The sequence below is a fragment of the Thermodesulfobium sp. genome, assembly GCF_053498235.1.
Window position 1 is genome coordinate 44173 of record NZ_JBRCUV010000015.1, and the last position, 18666, is coordinate 62838.

Consider the following 18666-nt stretch of genomic DNA (forward strand, 5'->3'; position numbering starts at 1 on the left):
CTGTATATTCAGAAGAAGAAGACAAAGCTATCGATTTCGTTTTAAAGTTACTTCCAAAGAATTTCGAAGTTAAAACTGATAATATTGGAAATCTCATAGCAACGTATAATCAGGATCCCTTAGCTCAAAAAGTTTTGCTTGGTATTCATCTTGACACCATGCCATTTAGCGGTAAATACTCTTCCTCACTTCCTATGGTAGTAGCAATTGGCGCTATTAATAAATTAGTCGAGGAGAACCTTTATCTTAAAAGGACAGTTGGGTTAATAATCTTTAGAGGCACTTCCCCAACAAGGTTTTCTAGAGGTTGTATTGGTTCAAGGGGAGCTGTAGGAGAATTAAATGAAAGAGACTTATATCTTTCCGACAAAAATGGCGTTTTATTACAGGATGAAATTATAAAAAGAAGTCTTGGCCTTTCAAGCAGCTTCCCTACATTCTTTAGAGATGATATACATACCTTTTTAGAACTTGAGAGCGATTTCTCTGGTTTTTTAAGCAAATACAATATACCAATTTGCATGGTGAAACACCAACAAGGTCCAGTTATTTTAAAGATATCTATTATAGGCCAAATACAATATACCTGTTGCACTCCATTTGAACTAATAAAGGGGCCTTTAAATGCTTTTACAAAGATTTCTAATCAGCTTTATAAGATAATGAAAGAAAATAATTTGTTCGGGGGTATATATGAAGTTAACATGGAACCAAAAGTTATGGGAGTCTTCCCAAATAGGATAAATTTTAATCTCGATCTAAGATCGCCAGATCTAAAACTAAGAAGCGAACTCCTAAACAATCTTAAATCCTTTATAGGTAAAATTTCTAGAGAAGAAAATTGTCAAATAGATATTTTAAATCAAACGTCTAGCTCACCTCACATCTTTTCTGATAAATTAATCGAAATTTCAAAGAAAGCCTTTATAAAATACAATATTAAACCTATAACAATTGACACCGGAATTCTTTCTAATTCAAGGTGGATGAGTCTGGTAAGCCAAGAAACAGGGATGGCTTTATTAGGTTACAAAAAGGGAAATTCTCCAAAAAAAGAAGAAATAAATGAAAATGATATAATCCTAAGTATTAACGTCATTAGTGAAATTTTAAAGGAGAGGGTCTCCCTATGAATGCTGGACCATGGCTCATAATCTTAACTGGTCTATCAGGAGCAGGTAAATCTCAAGCATTACATGTTTTAGAAGACCTTGGTTTTTTTTGTATAGATAATTTGCCGCCATTTCTACTGCCTGAACTTACAAGATTTTCTTTCTCCCCAAAGTTCCCAATTTCTCGCATGGCAGTAGTTATAGATATCAGAGGGAAGACCCTCTTTCCAGATCTACAAAATATTTTGAAAAAGATAAAGGAACAACCAATCAACATTACTACACTCTTTCTCGAAGCTAGTGACGAAGTTCTAATTAGAAGATTTTCAGAAACAAGAAGGCGTCATCCTCTATCTCAAGAAGGCGGTTATCTTTCTGCTGGAATTATAAAGGAGAGGGAACTACTCTCTCCAATTAGAGAAATGTCTGATATAGTCATAGATACCTCATATATGAAAGTTAATCAGTTAAAAGAAAGGTTGAGAACCTATTTTACTACTGAAGGAGAACAAACTTTTAACACAACCCTGCTTTCTTTTGGATTTAAGTATGGTATACCTATGGATGCAGATATGATTATCGATGTAAGATTTTTGCCCAATCCATTTTACGAAGAACACCTAAAAAATCTAACAGGCATGGATGCGCCAGTGGAAGATTTTATACTTTCACAAGAAGTAACAAAAAATTTTCTTAAGGTTTTAGATCAGTATCTCTTGTTTTTTCTGCCAAAGTGTATGGAAGAGGGAAAAAGCAACGTAACGATTGCAATTGGTTGCACGGGTGGAGAACATAGATCAGTTACAATAGTCCGAGAATTAGCAAGAAAGTATAGAAATTTAGGCTTTAAAATTTTTGAATGGCATAGAGATTTAAAAATTGGGAGAAACAACTAAAAATGAGCTTTAGACCTTTAAAATGGCTTAGATGGTTAACGCCTGGCTTAAAAATAAAAAGATGGATTTTCCTAGGAGCGCTTTCCTTGCTCTTAATAGTAACAAGCTTAATATTATCATTAGAGGCAATTCCAATAACAAGAGCCTTTATAAAAGGTTTATCTTACTTTATTCATGATATATCGTCAAAAATACCAATTCAGATAATTGCTCTTATTTTATTTTTAATAGGCTTTATAGCTCTAATATATTCTATTAGAGGATTGGTAAAACAAATTGTTAAACCTATGCAAATAGGTTCAAGAAGAGATGTCGTAGAGCTCTTATGGCTAGAAAGACAATTAAAAAAAAGACCACAAGTAGTAGTAATAGGAGGTGGAACAGGTCAATCTACAGTACTTAGGGGCTTAAAATATTATCCAATTAATCTTACTGCAATAGTCACACCTTTTGACGATGGTGGATCTTCAGGATTCATAAGGAAAGAATTAGGTTTTCTTCCTCCAGGTGATATAAGAAACTGTTTGGCTGCACTTTCACTTCAAGAAGACTTGCTTGGAGCTGTTTTACAATATAGATTCAAAGGCATACCTGGCCTTGAAGGACATCCTGTAGGAAATATATTATTAGCTGCCGCTACAGAAATAACAGGAGATTTTTTAAAAGCAATTAATATGGTTGAAAAGATAATCTCAGCAAGAGGACATGTTATGCCTTCAACCCTTTTTAATACCAAACTTTGCGCCAAACTAAAGGATGGTTCGATTGTTGAAGGAGAATCAAATATCTCAAAGAGTATTTATCCCATTGAAAACATATTCCTAGATCCAACTCCTCCAAGCGCTTACCCTGAAGCAATAAGAAAGATAAATGAAGCAGATGCAATAGTTATTGGACCAGGCAGTCTATTTACAAGTATCTTACCTAATTTGCTAATGAAAGACCTTTTAGAAGCAATAAGAAATTCTAGCGCAATAAAAATTTATGTTTGTAATATCATGACCCAACCGGGAGAAACAGGAGGATATAAAGCTTCCGATCACGTTAAAGCTTTCTTAGAAACGCTTGGGTTTTTGCCATTTGATATTGTTCTTTTAAATAACAAAAAGCCAGAGAAGCTTATAGACTACTATGAAGAAAAGGGTTCCGAAATTGTAATAAACGATTTGTCTGAACTTGAAAAATTTAAATTAAAAATTGTTTTGGAAGACCTACTATACGAAGAAAACCATATAAGACACGACCATAAAAAGTTAGCAAAAATTATATTCGACAACATCTTTAGGGGTAGTAAGGGCAGTAAATTAAGATGACAAAATAAAGATTATTTTTAAAGTTTACCAGCACATTACATATTGAAGTTTATCTTTTTGAATTTAGTAAATGATATAATATTTTTGATGGGTGGAGAAAATGCTGAAATTAAAAATAGATGAAAACGAAATAATAAGAAGTGAAATAGCTTCATTACCTATTGAAAATAAAAGGTCATCAAAATATGAATTAAAAGGGATAATGCTTTCTCACTCAAAGGTAGAAGAAGGCTTTATTCTTGTAAAATGTAAAGATTTCAAAGTCACAAAGAGAATAATTACTTTAGCACATTTCTTAAATATAAAGGCACAGCTATTTCAAAACGCTAGGCTCAACAATGAAAACCCTAAGAAAACGAAAAAATCACAAGAAAATCAAAGGAGTACAATAGTACAACTAGAAAAGATCTTAACGCCAAACCCCCCAGAAACTTTCCCATCGCAGAAATCTATACAAAGTTTTTTAAGAGGATTATTTTTAAATTCAGGATATTTAATTACAAAAAATGGTTATCATCTAGAAATAATTACAAACAAAGAAATATTTGGTTTTTTATATACTCTCCTAGAAGAAATTGGCTTTAACTTTAAAATAAGAAAAACAAATAGTTACTGTCTCTTTTTAAAAAATTTCAGAGAAATAGCTTCTTTTTTAGCCTATATACACGTGCACAATTTTTGTGCCCATTTGGAAGCTGAAGCCATAAAAAAGGAGGCAAATAGTGAAATAAACAGAGAAGTAAACTATGAAACTGCTAATATAAAGAGGCAAATAAAGGCTTCCATGGAGATTTTAAGATCTATAGATATCCTTGAGAAGTCAGAAAATTATTATAATCTGCCAATAAAGTGGAGAAAAATGATTGACTTAAAAAAAAACTATCCTTTGCTCTCTATGAAAGAAATTGGAGAACATCTTGGGATGTCAAAAAATCAGGTTTCTTCAGTTTTTAGACAGATAAGAAAATTAACAATCTAATTTTAGGAGGGAAATCATGAAAGTAGCAGTTAATGGTTTTGGAAGGATCGGGCGTTTGTTTGTTAGGCTTGCTTTCTCACAACCAGAAATTGAAATAGTTGCAATTAATAGTTCTAGAAAGATCCCACAATTAGCACATCTTCTTCAATACGATTCTACTTATAGAACTTGGGATAAAGAAGTAAGCTTTGATGAAGATCATTTGATAATTGAGGGTAAAAAAATAAAAATCCTTGAAGAAAGGAAGGATATAACAAAACTTCCATGGAAGGATCTAGATGTTGATTTAGTAATAGAATCCACAGGTGAGCTTACAAAAAGAGAGTTGGCAGAAAATCACATAACAGCAGGAGCCAAAAAAGTTCTAATTACTGCTCCGGGCAAAGACGTAGATGCCTTTATCGTTGTTGGGGTAAATGATCACATACTTGATCTAAAAAAGCACAATATTATTTCTGCTGCTTCATGTACAACTAACTGTCTTGCCCCAGCTGTAAAAGTATTGTTTGACAAGTTTGGGATAGTTTCAGGATTTATGACTACAGTTCACGCCTATACTATGGATCAAAGACTTTTAGATGGCACTCACAAAAAAGATTTTAGAAGAGCACGTTCTGCTGCGATAAATATAGTTCCTACATCCACTGGAGCAGCAAAATCAATCGGGAAGGTTATACCAGAACTAAACGGAAAGATGGACGGCGTAGCCCTTAGAGTGCCTGTACCAACAGGATCAATGGTAGACCTTAGCGTAATTTTGGAGAAACAACCTTCAATTGATGAGATAAAATCAGCTTATAAAGAAGCTGAATCCTGTGAACCACTTAAGGGAATTTTAAAGTATACTGAAGTCCCATTGGTATCTTCAGATTATATTGGCACATCTTATTCTTCAATCGTTGACGGGTTAATGTTAAACAAAACAGGAGATATCTACAAAGTATTCGCATGGTATGACAATGAGCACGGTTATGCATGTAGAGTCGTAGATCTTGCCAAAAAGCTTATACCATCCTTTAAATAATAAAGTAACACAAGCATCTTGCTTGTGGAGTGCTCTTCATAGTAACGCGAGCATCCTTGCTCGCTGCTTAAAAGTAACATCTTTCTGAAATAAATAACCTATTGCCTTCAATCCTTGTATAAAAACTCAAAGGTTTCAGGATATTCGTTATTTATACCTAAAGAAAGCGTAAATTGATGAATGTCAATAAATCCAAGTTTGAAAGAGGCCGCGCAGCCCTTCAGGTATATGTCCCACATTCTAAGGAAAGTTCTTCCAAATTTCTTTTCTATTTCATCCTTGTGAGCGTCGTAATTTTTTGACCAATATTCAAGTGTTCTCGCATAATGCCTTCTCAAACTTTCTACATGTAAAACTCTAAAGTCATAATCAGGTAAGACATTTATGATTTCTCTGACTGTTGGTATATAGCCACCTGGAAATATATGCTTGTTCATCCAAGAATGCTGTCCGCCCTCTTCTAAGCCTGTAATTGTATGTAACATAAAAATTCCTGATCTTTTTAGTACATTTGATGTCTTTTTTATAAATTCAGGTATTCTTTTTTGCCCAACGTGTTCAAACATTCCTATGCTTACGATTTTGTCAAAAGAATCCTTTTTTGGATTAAGTTCTTCATAACTTTCTAGCCTTACTTCTACTTTATTATCAAGGTCTCTGAGCTTTATTTGCTCTTTAATGTGTTCATATTGTTCCTTGCTTAAAGTTATTCCCGTAGCATGCACGTCATATTTTGTTGCAGCTTCAAAAAGCAGCTCGCCCCATCCGCATCCAATGTCAAGCAACTTTTCACCCTTTTGGAGGTTCAATTTCTTAAGAGAATGGGATATCTTGTTTTTTTGGGCCTGCTCTAGTGAATCTGATGGAGTTTTGAAATATGCGCACGAATAGCACATTGACGAGTCAAGCCATAAGGAGAAAAAGTCATTTCCTAAGTCGTAGTGACTCTGAATATTTTTTATATCCCTATCCTTTGAATTGCCCCTTCCCAAAGTTGATTTAAGAGTACTCATAAAGGGATTCTTTTTCTGAGGTCTAAAAATATCTTTATTTGTTTCCATTAGATACATTAGGTCTTCAATAGTGCCATCAATATCAAAGTATTCTTCTATGTAAAGATCACCTAATGTTAAGAGGGGATCGTCTAAAGAGACTATTGGGGGTTCCTTTAAAAATTTGATAGTAATTTTAGGATCGCTGTTATAGGTTTTTTCTTCCCCATCCCAAAAGACAACTTTTATAGAGCCATTTAATCTTTTTAAAAAAGAATCTAATAATTCCTTTTTCATGAATGGCCTCCTAAAATGAAAGGCATGTTTATAATTTATAATATAATATTATACATCTTTTATTTTTTTGGAGGATTAACATGTTGAACGTATATTTCCCCATATCTGGTATTAGCGTGAATGTGTTTGTGCCACCTTTGGTTGCTTTTGTTATATCATTTTTTACTTCTATGGGAGGCGTTTCGGGTGCTTTTTTGATTTTGCCATTCCAGGTTAGTTTTTTAAACTATACTTCTCCAGGTGTGTCTGGAACTAATTTTATTTATAACGTAGTTGCAATTCCTGGCGGGGTTTACAGATACTTCAAAGAGGGCAGAATGTTTTTGCCACTGGCAACTGTTCTTACAATCGGAACATTGCCTGGAGTTTTCATGGGATACTTTATAAGGGTAAAATATCTTTATGATCCTGTCGTCTTCAAGGCATTTGTAGGCGTCGTCTTGCTTTATATAGGTCTTCGTTTATTACATAGTTTAATTAGATCAAAGAAGGATGATTATACAAAGGGCTTTCAATTGAAACTTCTTAGCTCAAATATATTCAGATCTTCTTTTGAATTTCAAGAAAAGACTTATAATTTTTCAAATTTTTGGATGTTTTGGTTATCTTTTTTTGTTGGGATTATAGGTGGTGCATACGGTATAGGTGGAGGATCTATTATAGCTCCATTTTGTGTGGCAGTTTTTAAGCTTCCGGTCTATGTAGTTGCTGGGCCTGCCCTTTTGGCTACATGGATAACTTCAATCTTAGGCGTCTTTTATTACTCGTTGAACCCACTTGGCAGCTCAGGGTCAGAGCCAGATATCCTTTTAGGTTTTTTATTTGGTTTGGGCGGTATTTTGGGGACTTATCTTGGGGCAAGGTGTCAAAGACATGTTCCCTCACACTTAATTAAATTTATACTTTCTTTTTCTGTGTTATTTCTTTCTTTAAAGTATATCCTTGACTTTGTACTGAAGACTTTCTTCACTCCTTAGATGAAATACTTAGAGTTTTGATAAGTTTTATTTCTCTAAGCTCATCGAATAGTTTTAAGAATGGTTTTTCTGAAACTGCTTCGATCAGAAGTGATACCTTTAGCTCTTCTTTTTCAAGGTTGCAGGATATATCATGTGATAGAACAATAATTTTATTTTCGGCAAGAATCTTGGAAATTTTTGCCTGAGTCTCTTCCTTATCGCATGATTTAATAGATAATTGTAAAATTCTTATTTCTCTTTTTATTAGGCTACTTAGTTTTCTAAGTATGGTTAGAGGTATAAGAGAAAATATAGTGCCTAGAGCAGCCAAATAATATAACCCCGATCCAATGCACAGGCCAATGATCATGTTGAGAAAAATCAGAGCGGCTGTAGTAAGTCCTTGTACCTCTCCTTTGGTTTTAAGAATTACTCCTGCGCCTAAAAATCCTATACCTGTAACTGCTCCTGCAGCAATTCTTCCTGGATCTAGCTGGATTCTTACAGCCAAATCGGTTGTATTGTTAAAGTATCCTGATGACAAGAGCATAACTAGGGTTCCGGAGATACAGACAAGGATATTTGTTCTAATTCCAGCAGCTCTTCCTCTAAATTCCCTTTCAATGCCGAATATACCACCAACTACAATTGCTATGGTTAATTTTAATATTATTTCAAATAAATTTTCCACCCTCAGACCCCTTTAAAATTTAATAATAAATTAACTTTTTAAATAATCAAAGATTTGAAAATCCTGAGAATACGTATGATTTCAAGGCATCATCCATTACTTTATTGGTAGCATCTACTATTGCCTTTTTCATTGAAACCCCTTCGTAAGGTATGTTTGAACTTAAGCCTTTTTCTGTAAAATCGTAAATGAGTATGTCATCTTTATATCTCTCGTACTCTATAGTTTTAACGCTTACTTGAGCAGACAAGCTATAAGTTACGTCAAGGGGTATGGGAGGTTGTCTGGTAACACTTTCCAGTGAAAGTCCAATAACGTCATCTGCGTTTGTCATTATTGCCAAATATTTTAGAATATCTTTACTTGGGAACTCTTTTTTTTTCAGATCATAACCACCTTTTTTTAAATATTCTATTACTTCCTTCTCTGGAACTATTTCTACATTTGAATTTTTGAGAAAATCATTAAATCTTTCATTCACCAATTCTAAAAAAAACGGCTGTTCATCGGTTTTGTTTATTATAGGCAAGACTGCTACTCTTATCGGTGGTATAGGGAAGAGTTTTTTTGCTGATGCATTGCTTGGAAAAAAGATAAGAAGAATTGCTAATAAAAATATAAAACTTAGCAACTTAAGTTTGTTCAAAATAACCTCCCTTTATTTACCTTCAAAATTATAAAAAATTAGTTAACCTAAACTATTCTAACATAAACCTATTTTATATTTATTACAAATTTGTTTTTTTTTGTTAAAATCATCTTATATATTTAAAATTTTCTAACAATAATAACTTGGAGGTTTGAAATGTCTATTGTAGGGTCAGCAACTCCGGAAATTTCTGCAATGGCTTATCTTGAAGGCAAGATAGAAATGATAGATCTAAAAAATTTTAAGAGGCCCTGGAAATTAATTTACTTTTATCCAGGAGATTTTACGTTTGTATGTCCTACCGAACTTGCTGAGCTAGCATCAAAGAAATGTGATTTTGATGAGCTTGGAGTTGATGTTTTTGTTATCAGTGTTGATAGCCCATATGTTCATAAAGCATGGGATGATGCAGAACTAAGTAAAATGATAAATACTAGCTTCCCATATCCAATGATCAGCGATCAGAATGGAACTATTGGTAAAAAATTTGGGGTTTATGACGAGAATACCAGAGTTAACTTGAGAGGAGCATTTATAGTAGACCCAGATAATATTATACAGGCTGTAACCATATTGTCATCAGTTGTAGGAAGAAACGTTTCAGAAATAATTAGACAGATACAAGCTTTGCAGTATGTTCGTGAAAATAATGAAGTGTGTCCTGCAAGCTGGAAACCTGGGGATAAAGCATTAGTTCCAGGTGCAGATCTTGTAGGGAGCGTTTATCACTATTGGAAGATAGGAACTATTTCTGACGAAGGGGCATAAAAGATGAGAGAACTTTCAGCATCGGATTTAACAGTTCCAGAAATTAAATTGGATTTAATTGATTCAGATAGAGTTGAAGACATAAAGTTTTTAGGCCAAGAAAGAGCTATTGAGGCGCTTGATTTTGGGTTGTCTATAAAAGATTTTAGATATAACATATTTGTTGTTGGGCATGAAGGAATGAATAAAAGGGATGCGGTTCTGTCTATACTAAAGAGTAGGGCTAAAGATTTCAAAAAACCTGATGACGTAGTTTATGTATTTAATTTCAAGAATCCGGATATGCCAAAGGTTTTATATTTGCCAGCTGGAAAGGGCAGAGTTTTAAAAAAGTACATGAACGATTTTGTGGTAAGTCTAAGGTCTGATTTCCCCAAAAAATTTGAATCCAAAGAATATGAAGTGGCAAGAAGAAAGCTAATAGAAGAGTTTCAAAGAAAAAGGGCTCGGATCTTTAATGAATTCGAAGAAGAAGTGTCAAAGTTTAATTTTGCAATTCGAACTCTTGAAAATGGAGTGATAGAACTTTTTGCGGTTTCACCGACTACAAAAGCCCCCTTTACAGAGGAGGAATACAGGGCACTTCCTGATGAAGATAAAGAAAAGATACAGACAACAGGTGAAATGCTTAACGAAAGGATGAATGAAGCACTACGCCAAATAAGAGAAGAAGAGAAAAATTTAAGAGAAAAAACTATATTACTAGACAAAAATTTTGCTGCATCCTTTGTGGACAGTATCTTAAAACCTATTAAAGATGAATTTTCTGACAAAGAAGATGTGCTTCTTTATTTAGAAGAAGTAAGATCAGATCTTTTAGACAGGGTTCAAGAATTGAGAGCTAGTGTTGAACAAAATGCCAATATACCTTTCTTAATGAGGCCACCAGAACCGTCTTTTGATAAATATCTAGTAAACCTCTTTGTTGATAATTCTGAAATTGAAGGCGCACCAGTTATTTATCTATCTAATGCTAGTTATGGTAACCTCTTTGGCAAAATAGAATATAAGTTTGTTTATGGAGCAGCTGTTACTGATTTTACTCAAATTAAACCTGGTGCTATAAATAAGGCAAACCATGGCTTTCTTGTCTTGGATGCGCAGGATTTACTTAAGAATTTATTTAGCTATGATGCCCTTAAAAGAGCTCTTAAAGAAAGGAAAATTAGGATTGAAGATCCTTGGGAGCCATATAGAGTAGTTAGTTCGGGCGCACTTAGGCCTGAGCCGATAGATCTTGATCTTAAAGTAATTCTAATTGGTTCAAGCTTTCTTTATGAAATCCTTAGTCAATATGACGATGAATTTAGGGAACTTTTCAATGTTAAGGTTGATTTTGATGACATAATAAATTCTAATTCAAAGTTAGCCCAATATGTGTCTTTAATAAAAGAGATATCAAAGAGTGATAGTCTTTTGCCCTTAAGCGAGTCAGGTATTAATTATGTAATTAAAGAATCGGCTAGGATTGCTGGTCAGAAAAACAAATTTTCCCTAAGAACAAGTATGATAAGAAATCTCCTTACAGAAGCAAATTATTTTGCAATTAAGTCTGGCAGTTCTGAAATTACCAGTGCACACGTGAAAGACGCGATAAAGAATAAAGTTTTTAGAAATGGAAGAATCGAGGAGAGAATCCAGGAAGCCATTCTGGAAGATACTATTATTGTTAGGACTTCGGGCGCGATGGTCGGCCAGGTTAATGGTCTAGCTGTGATGTCTTTGGGTGGTCATATGTTTGGTAAACCGGCCAGAATTACTGCACAAGTCTATGCAGGTAAAAGGGGGGTTTTAAACATAGAAAGAGAAGTTAAGATGAGCGGACAAATTCACGATAAAGCTGTGTTTATTTTGTCCGGTTATCTTGGGCATCTTTTTGGACAAAAAAGACCTTTATCCTTTTCTGCGTCTATCACGTTTGAGCAATTGTACTCTGGCATTGAGGGGGACTCCGCAACTTGTGCTGAATTTTATGCTCTGATTAGCGCTCTTGCTAATATACCGTTAAAACAAAATATCGCTATAACCGGTTCAATGGATCAATGGGGAGAAGTTCAGCCGATTGGCGGGGTAAACGAAAAGATAGAGGGTTTCTTTGATCTATGTAATGCAAGAAACGTAAACGATGCGATGGTAATAATACCAGAAAGAAACGTAAACAACCTTATTCTTAGAGATGAAGTTATAGAAGCTGTAAAAAATGGAAGGTTTAAAATATTTGCGATTTCAAGAGTTGAAGAGGGGCTAAAAATTCTTACAGGATTAGAGGTCGATCAAAGAGATAATGATGGTAACTTCCTTGAAAATACTGTTTATTATCATGTGGAAAAGAGATTAGAAGAGTTCGCAAAGGTTGGAATAGAAGAAGATAAAAAAGCCTCTTCTTAGTTTTTAGAAATAAGTTAAGATATTTATTTTAAGCCTTCTTTTACCTTGATAAGAAAGGTTTCTAGGACCTTTATTCTAGCAAAGTGCTTGTCATTTGCTTCTATTATATTCCAGGGGGATTCTTTTGTACTTGTTCTAATGAGCATTTCTTCTACAGCGGGGAGATAGTCATCCCACTTGCTCCTATTTCTCCAGTCATCCTCAGTTATTTTCCAGTGTTTAAAGGGGTTTTTTTCTCTTTCTTCGAATCTTTCTAGTTGGGTTTGTTTATCTATATGAAGCCAAAACTTTAGCAAAATTATACCAAAATTAGTAAATTGTTTCTCCATTTGTTTTATTTCACTATAAGCTCTTTGCCAATCAAAATCGCTACAAAGTTTTTCTACCCTTTCAACCAATACCCTGCCATACCATGTTCTATCAAATATGGTTATATTGCCTTTCTCTGGAACATTTTGCCAGAATCTCCATAAATAATGGTGCGCTAATTCGTAATCGTTTGGAGCGCCTATTGGCACCACCGTATAACCTCTTGGATCCATTGCTTCAGTAAGTCTTTTTATACTTCCTCCTTTACCTGCTGCATCCCAACCTTCAAAGGCAACAATTACAGGAACTCCTTCCTTCCATAGTCTAAATTGAAGATCATGAATTTCCTTTTGAAGGGGGTGAAGCTTTGCAATGTATTCCTCGTAAGTTAAAGATTTATTCAGATCTATATTAGAAAGAGCACTTGAGTTATTTGTTGGATAAAAGCTTTCAAATAAAATAGGCTCTCTTCTTCCACTTTTAACTGTTTCAATTTTAAATTTTATTGCTTCAATAAGAGATTTAAAGATTTTAACTGTTGCGTAGTGTTTATCTGTAGCTTCAATTATTGTCCATGGTGCGAAGGCAGTATCAGTTTTTTCAAAAACTATTTCAGCTGCATCAAGGAACTTTTCATATTTTTTGTGCAGTTTAAGAACTTCATCGGTTACTCTCCAAGACTCGTCTTTGTTTTTTTCCAATTTTTTTATTCTGTTATTTTGTTCTTCTTTAGAAATATACAAGAAAAATTTTACTATTAAATAACCATCAGCTACGAGTTGACTTTCAAAGGATACTGTCTCATCTAAAAGGTATTCTACTTCATCAGACGATGTCCTTTTTAAAACTTTATCTGCCAACAAAGCTTTATACCAACTTTCATTTACTATACTTATATCTCCCCTTTTTGGAATAGTTTTCCAAAATTTGTAAAAATATGGTCTGTTATCGGTTTCAGACGGACATTCAAACCTTTTTATTACGTCATAACCCCTTGGGTCGAGTGGAAGCAATAATTTGTTTATAAGCGTTCCCTTGCCAGCGGCTTCAAAACCTTCAAAAAGCACAATTATTGGCAATTTTAAATCTCGGGCTTCTCTTTGAAGTGCTCCTAATTCTATACTGAGGCTGTCAAACCCTTTTTTGTAATCCTCTTTTTCCATAAACTTATTCAAATCGATTTTTTCTAACATTGTGTTCTCTCCTAGTTAAGAATTTTTATAATTAATTTCTTAAAGTGAAAAGTGAAAAACTAGAGGTGAAGAAAGGTGCACACGTTGGTATACAGAAAATATAATACCACTCCCAGCAAAAAATATACTAACAGAGGCAGTAATATCGACCAGGCAAACCTAATCAAAATCTGCCAAAAAGAGAGTCTCATCTGTTATACCCATAGAACACAAGCATCCTGCTTGTGAACGTTCTTCATAGTATCCTGCTCGCGAAATATCCAAAATGGAAATTCTCATCTATTCTACTCCTCTAAAAATATGTCCCTTTGTAAACCCTTTTTCATCCATCTTAATATTAAAAACTTCGTTTCCTTTAGTGTTATTCAAAAATGCGTTAACAATTTTTGAAATAAGACCTCTTTTTACTGCTCTTAGATCAATTCTAAGCTTTAAATTCATATTTAAAAGCATATCTCTTTCATTAATCAAGTTCTGCGTATGAGCGTTTAATATGTGGGTTCTGCAACTTTCGTCGATAAAGATAGGATGTTTTACCTTACAATCCTTAAGATAAAAATCTCTACTTTCACACAAATCTGAGCACTTACTTTTTGAGTATAAAACACATCCTTCTGAAACCATCATTTCTAAATTGCCATATGCAGTAATTTCAAGAGGAATATTGCTTCTTAAATCTGAAATTTCTCTAAGGTTTAATTCATTTGAAACGTGGATCATTGAGGCTCCCAACTCCTGAAACAGTTTTACTGTAAGAGAATTAAAGGTATTTAAGGAGTGATCTACTACAAAGCTTATGCCTTCAGAGAGAACAAAGCTAAGCATAGCACTGTTTGCTACTAGTATTGTTGGATCTTCTTGTTTTTTTATAATTTCAGCTATAAAATCAAATTCTTTTCTTATAATCCTTGGCGTTGAAATTATCATTTGTCCATTTGATTGTTCAATCATCCTTTTTGCCTGTTTAAAGATTTCTGGTGAGTAATGAAACTTTTCTTTGTATCCTTCTGGACCAAATAGAATAGTTTTTGCCCCATTTTCTAATGCTATTTCCAAGTCCTCTATCGAAGATAGTCTAAAAATATAATCAGAAATAATTTTTACACGTTTTGGCTTATTGGCAATTAACCTTTCTATATCAAACTTGTCCTTCTTTATTTCTTCCTTTTCTTCTCGTTTTAAAAGGAATTTTTTTATCTCTTTTATGTAACCTAATGGCAACATTAAATTTTCATTGTTTTCAAGCTTAATATCAAAAGAAAAAGGATGGTCTGTCGTATTTAACTTCTCGGATAGCAGTTTTTCAGTAGTTGGGTGTTTTTTGGCAATTTGCAACTCTATTCTTTTAATAAATTTTTCTTTCTTGTTATTTGTTTCTACTGTTAATTCATTTGGTTTTAATTTTATGCAAACCTCTACGGGATATCTCTTTATTGAATGTCTAAATATTTCATTAGCTCTTTCCTCTAGCATGCTACATCTTACCCTAAAAACTCTATCATTTTCGCGTATCTGTGATTTTATTTGGTTGTTTGATATAAAGACTTTGTTGTCTCTTATGTAAAAGTCATTTGATTCAAGGGTTATATTACCCCTGGAAGAAAATACTACAAAACAGTCATTTTCTTTACATTCTCTTATAGGTTCAAAGTATAAATCGTTTTTTGAGTTAGCTATCCTCCCTATATACAAGCCCCTATTGTTAGGTCTTGAACTGTCCATAAATGTGTTTTCTTTATTCTTTATTAGCTTTATCTGGGAATTCTTTCTTAGATGTACGGGTGCGTTTATGTTGTAGGTGGTAAAAGTTCTATTAAAACATTCTGCCAGGTCTTCCAAATCGCTCTTTGAAGGTTCAAATTCCTGTTTTTTATCAGATAAATATAGTTCTTTAATGATATCTAAGGCTTTTCTGTATATTCGAGTAACATTTGCTACATATGTTCTTGATTTTAGTCTGCCCTCTATCTTTAGAGATTTTATTTTCGTTTTCACAACATCTCCTAGCACTGGATAAAGGCACAGGTCTTTCATAGAAAGAAGATGTCCTTTTTCAAGTATTCCTGAGTCATTTACAAGACAATATTCTATTCTACACGGTTGTGCGCACCTGCCTCTGTTCCCAGATCTTGCGCCTATCAGGCTGCTCATTAAACACTGTCCTGAATACGAGTAGCACAGAGCCCCATGGACAAATATTTCTGTATCTATTATTTTGGCAATTTCTGAAATCTCAAGCATTGAAAGCTCTCTTGCTAGTATTACCCTTGCAACTCCTAAATCCTTTAGAAATTTTACACCCTGTAACGAAGTAGTAGTAGTTTGTGTGCTTGCATGAATTTCTAAATTTGGAAATTCTTTTCTAATCTGATATATTAAACCAAAGTCTTGGACAATTATTGCATCTACTTTTAAGCTGTATAACTTTTCAATCAATTGCATGCATTCAGAGATTTCACTGTCTTTTATTAATGTATTCACTGTAATATAGCATTTTGCGTTCCTTTCGTGCGCAAATTGAATAGCTTCTTCAATTTCTTCAGCGCTAAAGTTTTTTGCACCCTTTCTTGCGCTAAAGTTTTTTGCACCAAAATAAACTGCATCAGCTCCAGCGAATATTGCAGCTCTTAAGGTTTCAAAATCACCTGCTGGGGACAACAGTTCTGGAATTAAAATATCCCTTTCAGCTGACACGCTTTACTCCTGGACCTACAATAATGCTCTTTCCGCCTGGTTTTGGTATAAGCCTTATACGGGTTTCAATTCTCTCCTGTATGTATGTAAGGTGGGATATTATACCTATTATCTTATTTTCCTGCTTTAGATTAGATATTGCATCGAGTGCGGTTTCTAGTGTTTCTTCGTCTAGTGTGCCAAAGCCTTCATCAAGGAACAAGGAGTCTACTCTAACGTTCTTGCTTGACATAGAAGAAAGACCAAGTGCTAGAGCAAGGCTAATTATAAAGCTTTCTCCGCCTGATAAATTCTTTATGCTTCTTATTTCACCCGCCTGATAGTTATCGATTACAGAGAAAGAAAGTCTCTCATTTTTGTCTCTTGTTAAGATATATCTGTCAGTTATTCTTTTCAAATGTTTATTTGCATGTTTTATCAAACTATCAAAGGTTATTTCTTGTGCAAAACTCCTGAATTTTTTGCCATCGGATGAACCTATAAGATCGTATAATGTATTATACCTGTTAAATTCCATTTCTTTTAATTTGATTTTTTCCATCAAGTCCTTATATACTTCCTTTTTTTCATCGTTTACAGATAATTTTTGTTTTATTTCTCCCATTTTTAGCCTAATATCCTTTAATTTAGAATTAATATCATCCATTTCATGCATAATTTGATCAAGATCGACGGCACTTTCTTTGAGATGTATCTTCAATACTTCTAATTCCCTTTTTCTTTCTTCTATTTTTGAAATAATTAATTCCCTTTCTTTCTCTAAATCACTAATTTTTTTTGAAATAGCATCGATCTCATTCACAAAGGAAAGCGATTCCTCAAAGTCTATTGTAGATATAAAATTGTTCTCTCTTAAGAGATTTTCAAATTCATCTTTTTTAAGTTTGAAATCCTCTTCTATTGCGCCTTTTTCCCGTTTAAGATTTTCAATCTCGCCTCTTAAGAAGGCTATTTTTCCATTAATATCGTTGAGGCTGTTCTTTTTATCCTCATTTTCTTCAATTAGTTTTTTTATCTCAGAGTTTATTCTCTCTATACATTCATCTGGGTCATCGTCTCTAAATTTTTCAAATCTTTTTAACTTTAGGGTTGTAATATTTCTGTTGATTTTATCAATTTGATCCCTATATTCTTTTATTTTTTCCTGTATTTTGCTAGCGTCTTCTTGCGCTTTATTTAAAACCTCAATTTTGTTTATTCTCTCTATTTGTAGCTTTTCAAGAGAATTTTTTCTTTCTATAAATTCTTCAGATTTTGTTTTAAGTTTTAAATAAAGAATATCTAATTCTTTTAAACTAATTTCTTTAATACTTTCTTTAATGCCATAATCCCCTAACGTATTCAAAATTTTTTCTTCTAGAAAATCAATCTTTTTGAGCAGCTGATCCCTTTCAGATGAGAGTTTTAAAATTTCTGCTGAAATACTTTCATCTTTATGTTTTTTCGCATTGTAAGCTTCATTTAGCTTGTTTAAGCTTTCTTGTAAATTCATACGTTTTTCTTTTAGTTTATTTAAATTGTATTCATGTGATTCATACCTCTTGACTATCTCTTCTAATTTCTTTTTGCTATTTTCATTTTTTTCTATCTCGGTTTCTAGACAATTAATGTCTATTTTATAGCCCAATTTAGTTTCGTTGTTTCTGATTTTGGCATGTAGATTAAGTTTTTCCTTTTCAAGTCTTTCTTTTTTATCATAGCTATTTTTAATTTCACCTTCTAATTTTATAATTTTTATGTTAGTTTCAGCTATACTAGATTTAAGGGTTTCTAGATACTCTGCCCTGTTGTTATATTCCTCAACTAAAACGTTATCAATTAAAGCGTCTTCTTTTTGTCTATAAGGGTGGTGAATTGAACCGCACACAGGGCAGGGTTCTCCCTCTTTTAAAAGCTCCCTCACTCTTTCAAAGCTTTTTAAGAGGCTAAATTCATCGTATTTTTTCTTGTTTTGGTTTAAAAATTCTTCAGTAAGTCTTTTTTCTTCTTCTTTTTGTTTTCTTTCTTTCTCTAAGTTTTCTTTTTCTAATTTGAGAGATTCAAGTTTTTCAACCTCATTCTTTATTTCGATTTCAAGTTTTTCAACCTCATTCTTTATTGACTTACACCCTTCAAGATAAATCTGATCTGACCTTGCTTTTTCTAATTCAATCTTTATTTCATCAACGCTTTTGTTTGCTAATACGTTTTCAATCTCTTTTTCAAGCAATTCTTTCTCTGAAGATAGACGTTCTATTTCTATTTTTTGTTTATTTAGTTCACTTAAATCAGCATTTATCTCAATAGCTATCTCTTCACTTTTTTTGTTTAAATCTTGCAGTTCATCTTCTATTTCAAGAATTCTCTTTTTAAAATTTTTTATCATCTCTATATCAGTTTTTATCTCTGGGAGGATATTGTTT

At 33.3% G+C, this 18666-nt stretch carries 14 protein-coding genes; 8 read left to right on the forward strand and 6 right to left on the reverse strand.

All coding sequences use genetic code 11. From position 1 onward, the window contains the following. Positions 1-134 precede the first annotated feature (134 nt). From ACWIUX_RS01695 to gap, 5 genes are all read left to right on the forward strand, one after another. A complete protein-coding gene (locus ACWIUX_RS01695; RefSeq protein WP_448588991.1) occupies positions 135-1133 on the forward strand; it encodes a hypothetical protein in 999 nt (332 codons plus the stop codon). Continuing rightward, complete coding sequence (gene rapZ / locus ACWIUX_RS01700; protein WP_448588992.1) at positions 1130-2008, forward strand: RNase adapter RapZ; 879 nt, start codon at positions 1130-1132, stop codon at positions 2006-2008. The genes ACWIUX_RS01695 and rapZ overlap by 4 nt, the downstream gene beginning before the upstream one ends. 2 nt (positions 2009-2010) lie before the next feature. After that, positions 2011-3321, forward strand: coding sequence for a gluconeogenesis factor YvcK family protein (locus tag ACWIUX_RS01705; RefSeq protein ID WP_448588993.1), 1311 nt, complete (start codon positions 2011-2013; stop codon positions 3319-3321). A gap of 100 nt (positions 3322-3421) precedes the next feature. Then, positions 3422-4300, forward strand: coding sequence for a DNA-binding protein WhiA (gene whiA, locus ACWIUX_RS01710; RefSeq protein ID WP_448588994.1), 879 nt, complete (start codon positions 3422-3424; stop codon positions 4298-4300). A 16-nt stretch (positions 4301-4316) separates the two neighbouring features. Continuing rightward, entirely contained in the window at positions 4317-5324 is a 1008-nt protein-coding gene (gap, locus tag ACWIUX_RS01715; RefSeq protein WP_448588995.1) for a type I glyceraldehyde-3-phosphate dehydrogenase, read from the forward strand. A 107-nt stretch (positions 5325-5431) separates the two neighbouring features. On the opposite strand, the gene ACWIUX_RS01720 is transcribed toward gap, so the two are convergent. Then, positions 5432-6613, reverse strand: a complete 1182-nt coding sequence (locus ACWIUX_RS01720; RefSeq protein WP_448588996.1) for a class I SAM-dependent methyltransferase — start codon at positions 6611-6613, stop codon at positions 5432-5434. A gap of 80 nt (positions 6614-6693) precedes the next feature. On the opposite strand from ACWIUX_RS01720, the gene ACWIUX_RS01725 reads away from it, so the two are divergent. After that, positions 6694-7590 (forward strand): sulfite exporter TauE/SafE family protein, encoded by an 897-nt coding sequence (locus tag ACWIUX_RS01725; RefSeq protein ID WP_448588997.1) that lies wholly within the window; start codon positions 6694-6696, stop codon positions 7588-7590. On the opposite strand, the gene ACWIUX_RS01730 is transcribed toward ACWIUX_RS01725, so the two are convergent. Together ACWIUX_RS01730 and ACWIUX_RS01735 are read right to left on the reverse strand one after the other, a co-directional pair. Then, the gene (locus ACWIUX_RS01730) at positions 7580-8263 is read right to left on the reverse strand and encodes an MgtC/SapB family protein (protein WP_448588998.1); all 684 of its coding nucleotides are present in this window, start codon (positions 8261-8263) and stop codon (positions 7580-7582) included. The two genes, ACWIUX_RS01725 and ACWIUX_RS01730, sit on opposite strands and share 11 nt — an antisense overlap. Positions 8264-8309: 46 nt before the next feature. Continuing rightward, positions 8310-8909, reverse strand: coding sequence for a hypothetical protein (locus tag ACWIUX_RS01735; RefSeq protein ID WP_448588999.1), 600 nt, complete (start codon positions 8907-8909; stop codon positions 8310-8312). 159 nt (positions 8910-9068) lie between these two features. Between ACWIUX_RS01735 and ACWIUX_RS01740 the strand changes: the two genes are divergently transcribed. Both ACWIUX_RS01740 and ACWIUX_RS01745 read left to right on the forward strand, forming a co-directional pair. Next, positions 9069-9680, forward strand: coding sequence for a redoxin domain-containing protein (locus ACWIUX_RS01740; RefSeq protein ID WP_448589000.1), 612 nt, complete (start codon positions 9069-9071; stop codon positions 9678-9680). Positions 9681-9683: 3 nt separating this feature from the next. After that, entirely contained in the window at positions 9684-12068 is a 2385-nt protein-coding gene (locus ACWIUX_RS01745; protein WP_448589001.1) for a Lon protease family protein, read from the forward strand. Between the two features lie 23 nt (positions 12069-12091). Here ACWIUX_RS01745 and pap read toward each other — a convergent pair whose 3' ends face one another. The 3 genes from pap to ACWIUX_RS01760 form a co-directional block, all read right to left on the reverse strand. Then, positions 12092-13570, reverse strand: coding sequence for a polyphosphate:AMP phosphotransferase (gene pap / locus ACWIUX_RS01750; RefSeq protein WP_448589002.1), 1479 nt, complete (start codon positions 13568-13570; stop codon positions 12092-12094). A 279-nt stretch (positions 13571-13849) separates the two neighbouring features. After that, positions 13850-16264, reverse strand: a complete 2415-nt coding sequence (locus ACWIUX_RS01755) for a DUF3656 domain-containing U32 family peptidase (protein WP_448589003.1) — start codon at positions 16262-16264, stop codon at positions 13850-13852. Continuing rightward, positions 16254-18666: SbcC/MukB-like Walker B domain-containing protein (locus ACWIUX_RS01760; RefSeq protein WP_448589004.1), on the reverse strand; the 2413-nt coding region annotated here is incomplete at its 5' end. The genes ACWIUX_RS01755 and ACWIUX_RS01760, both read right to left, overlap by 11 nt.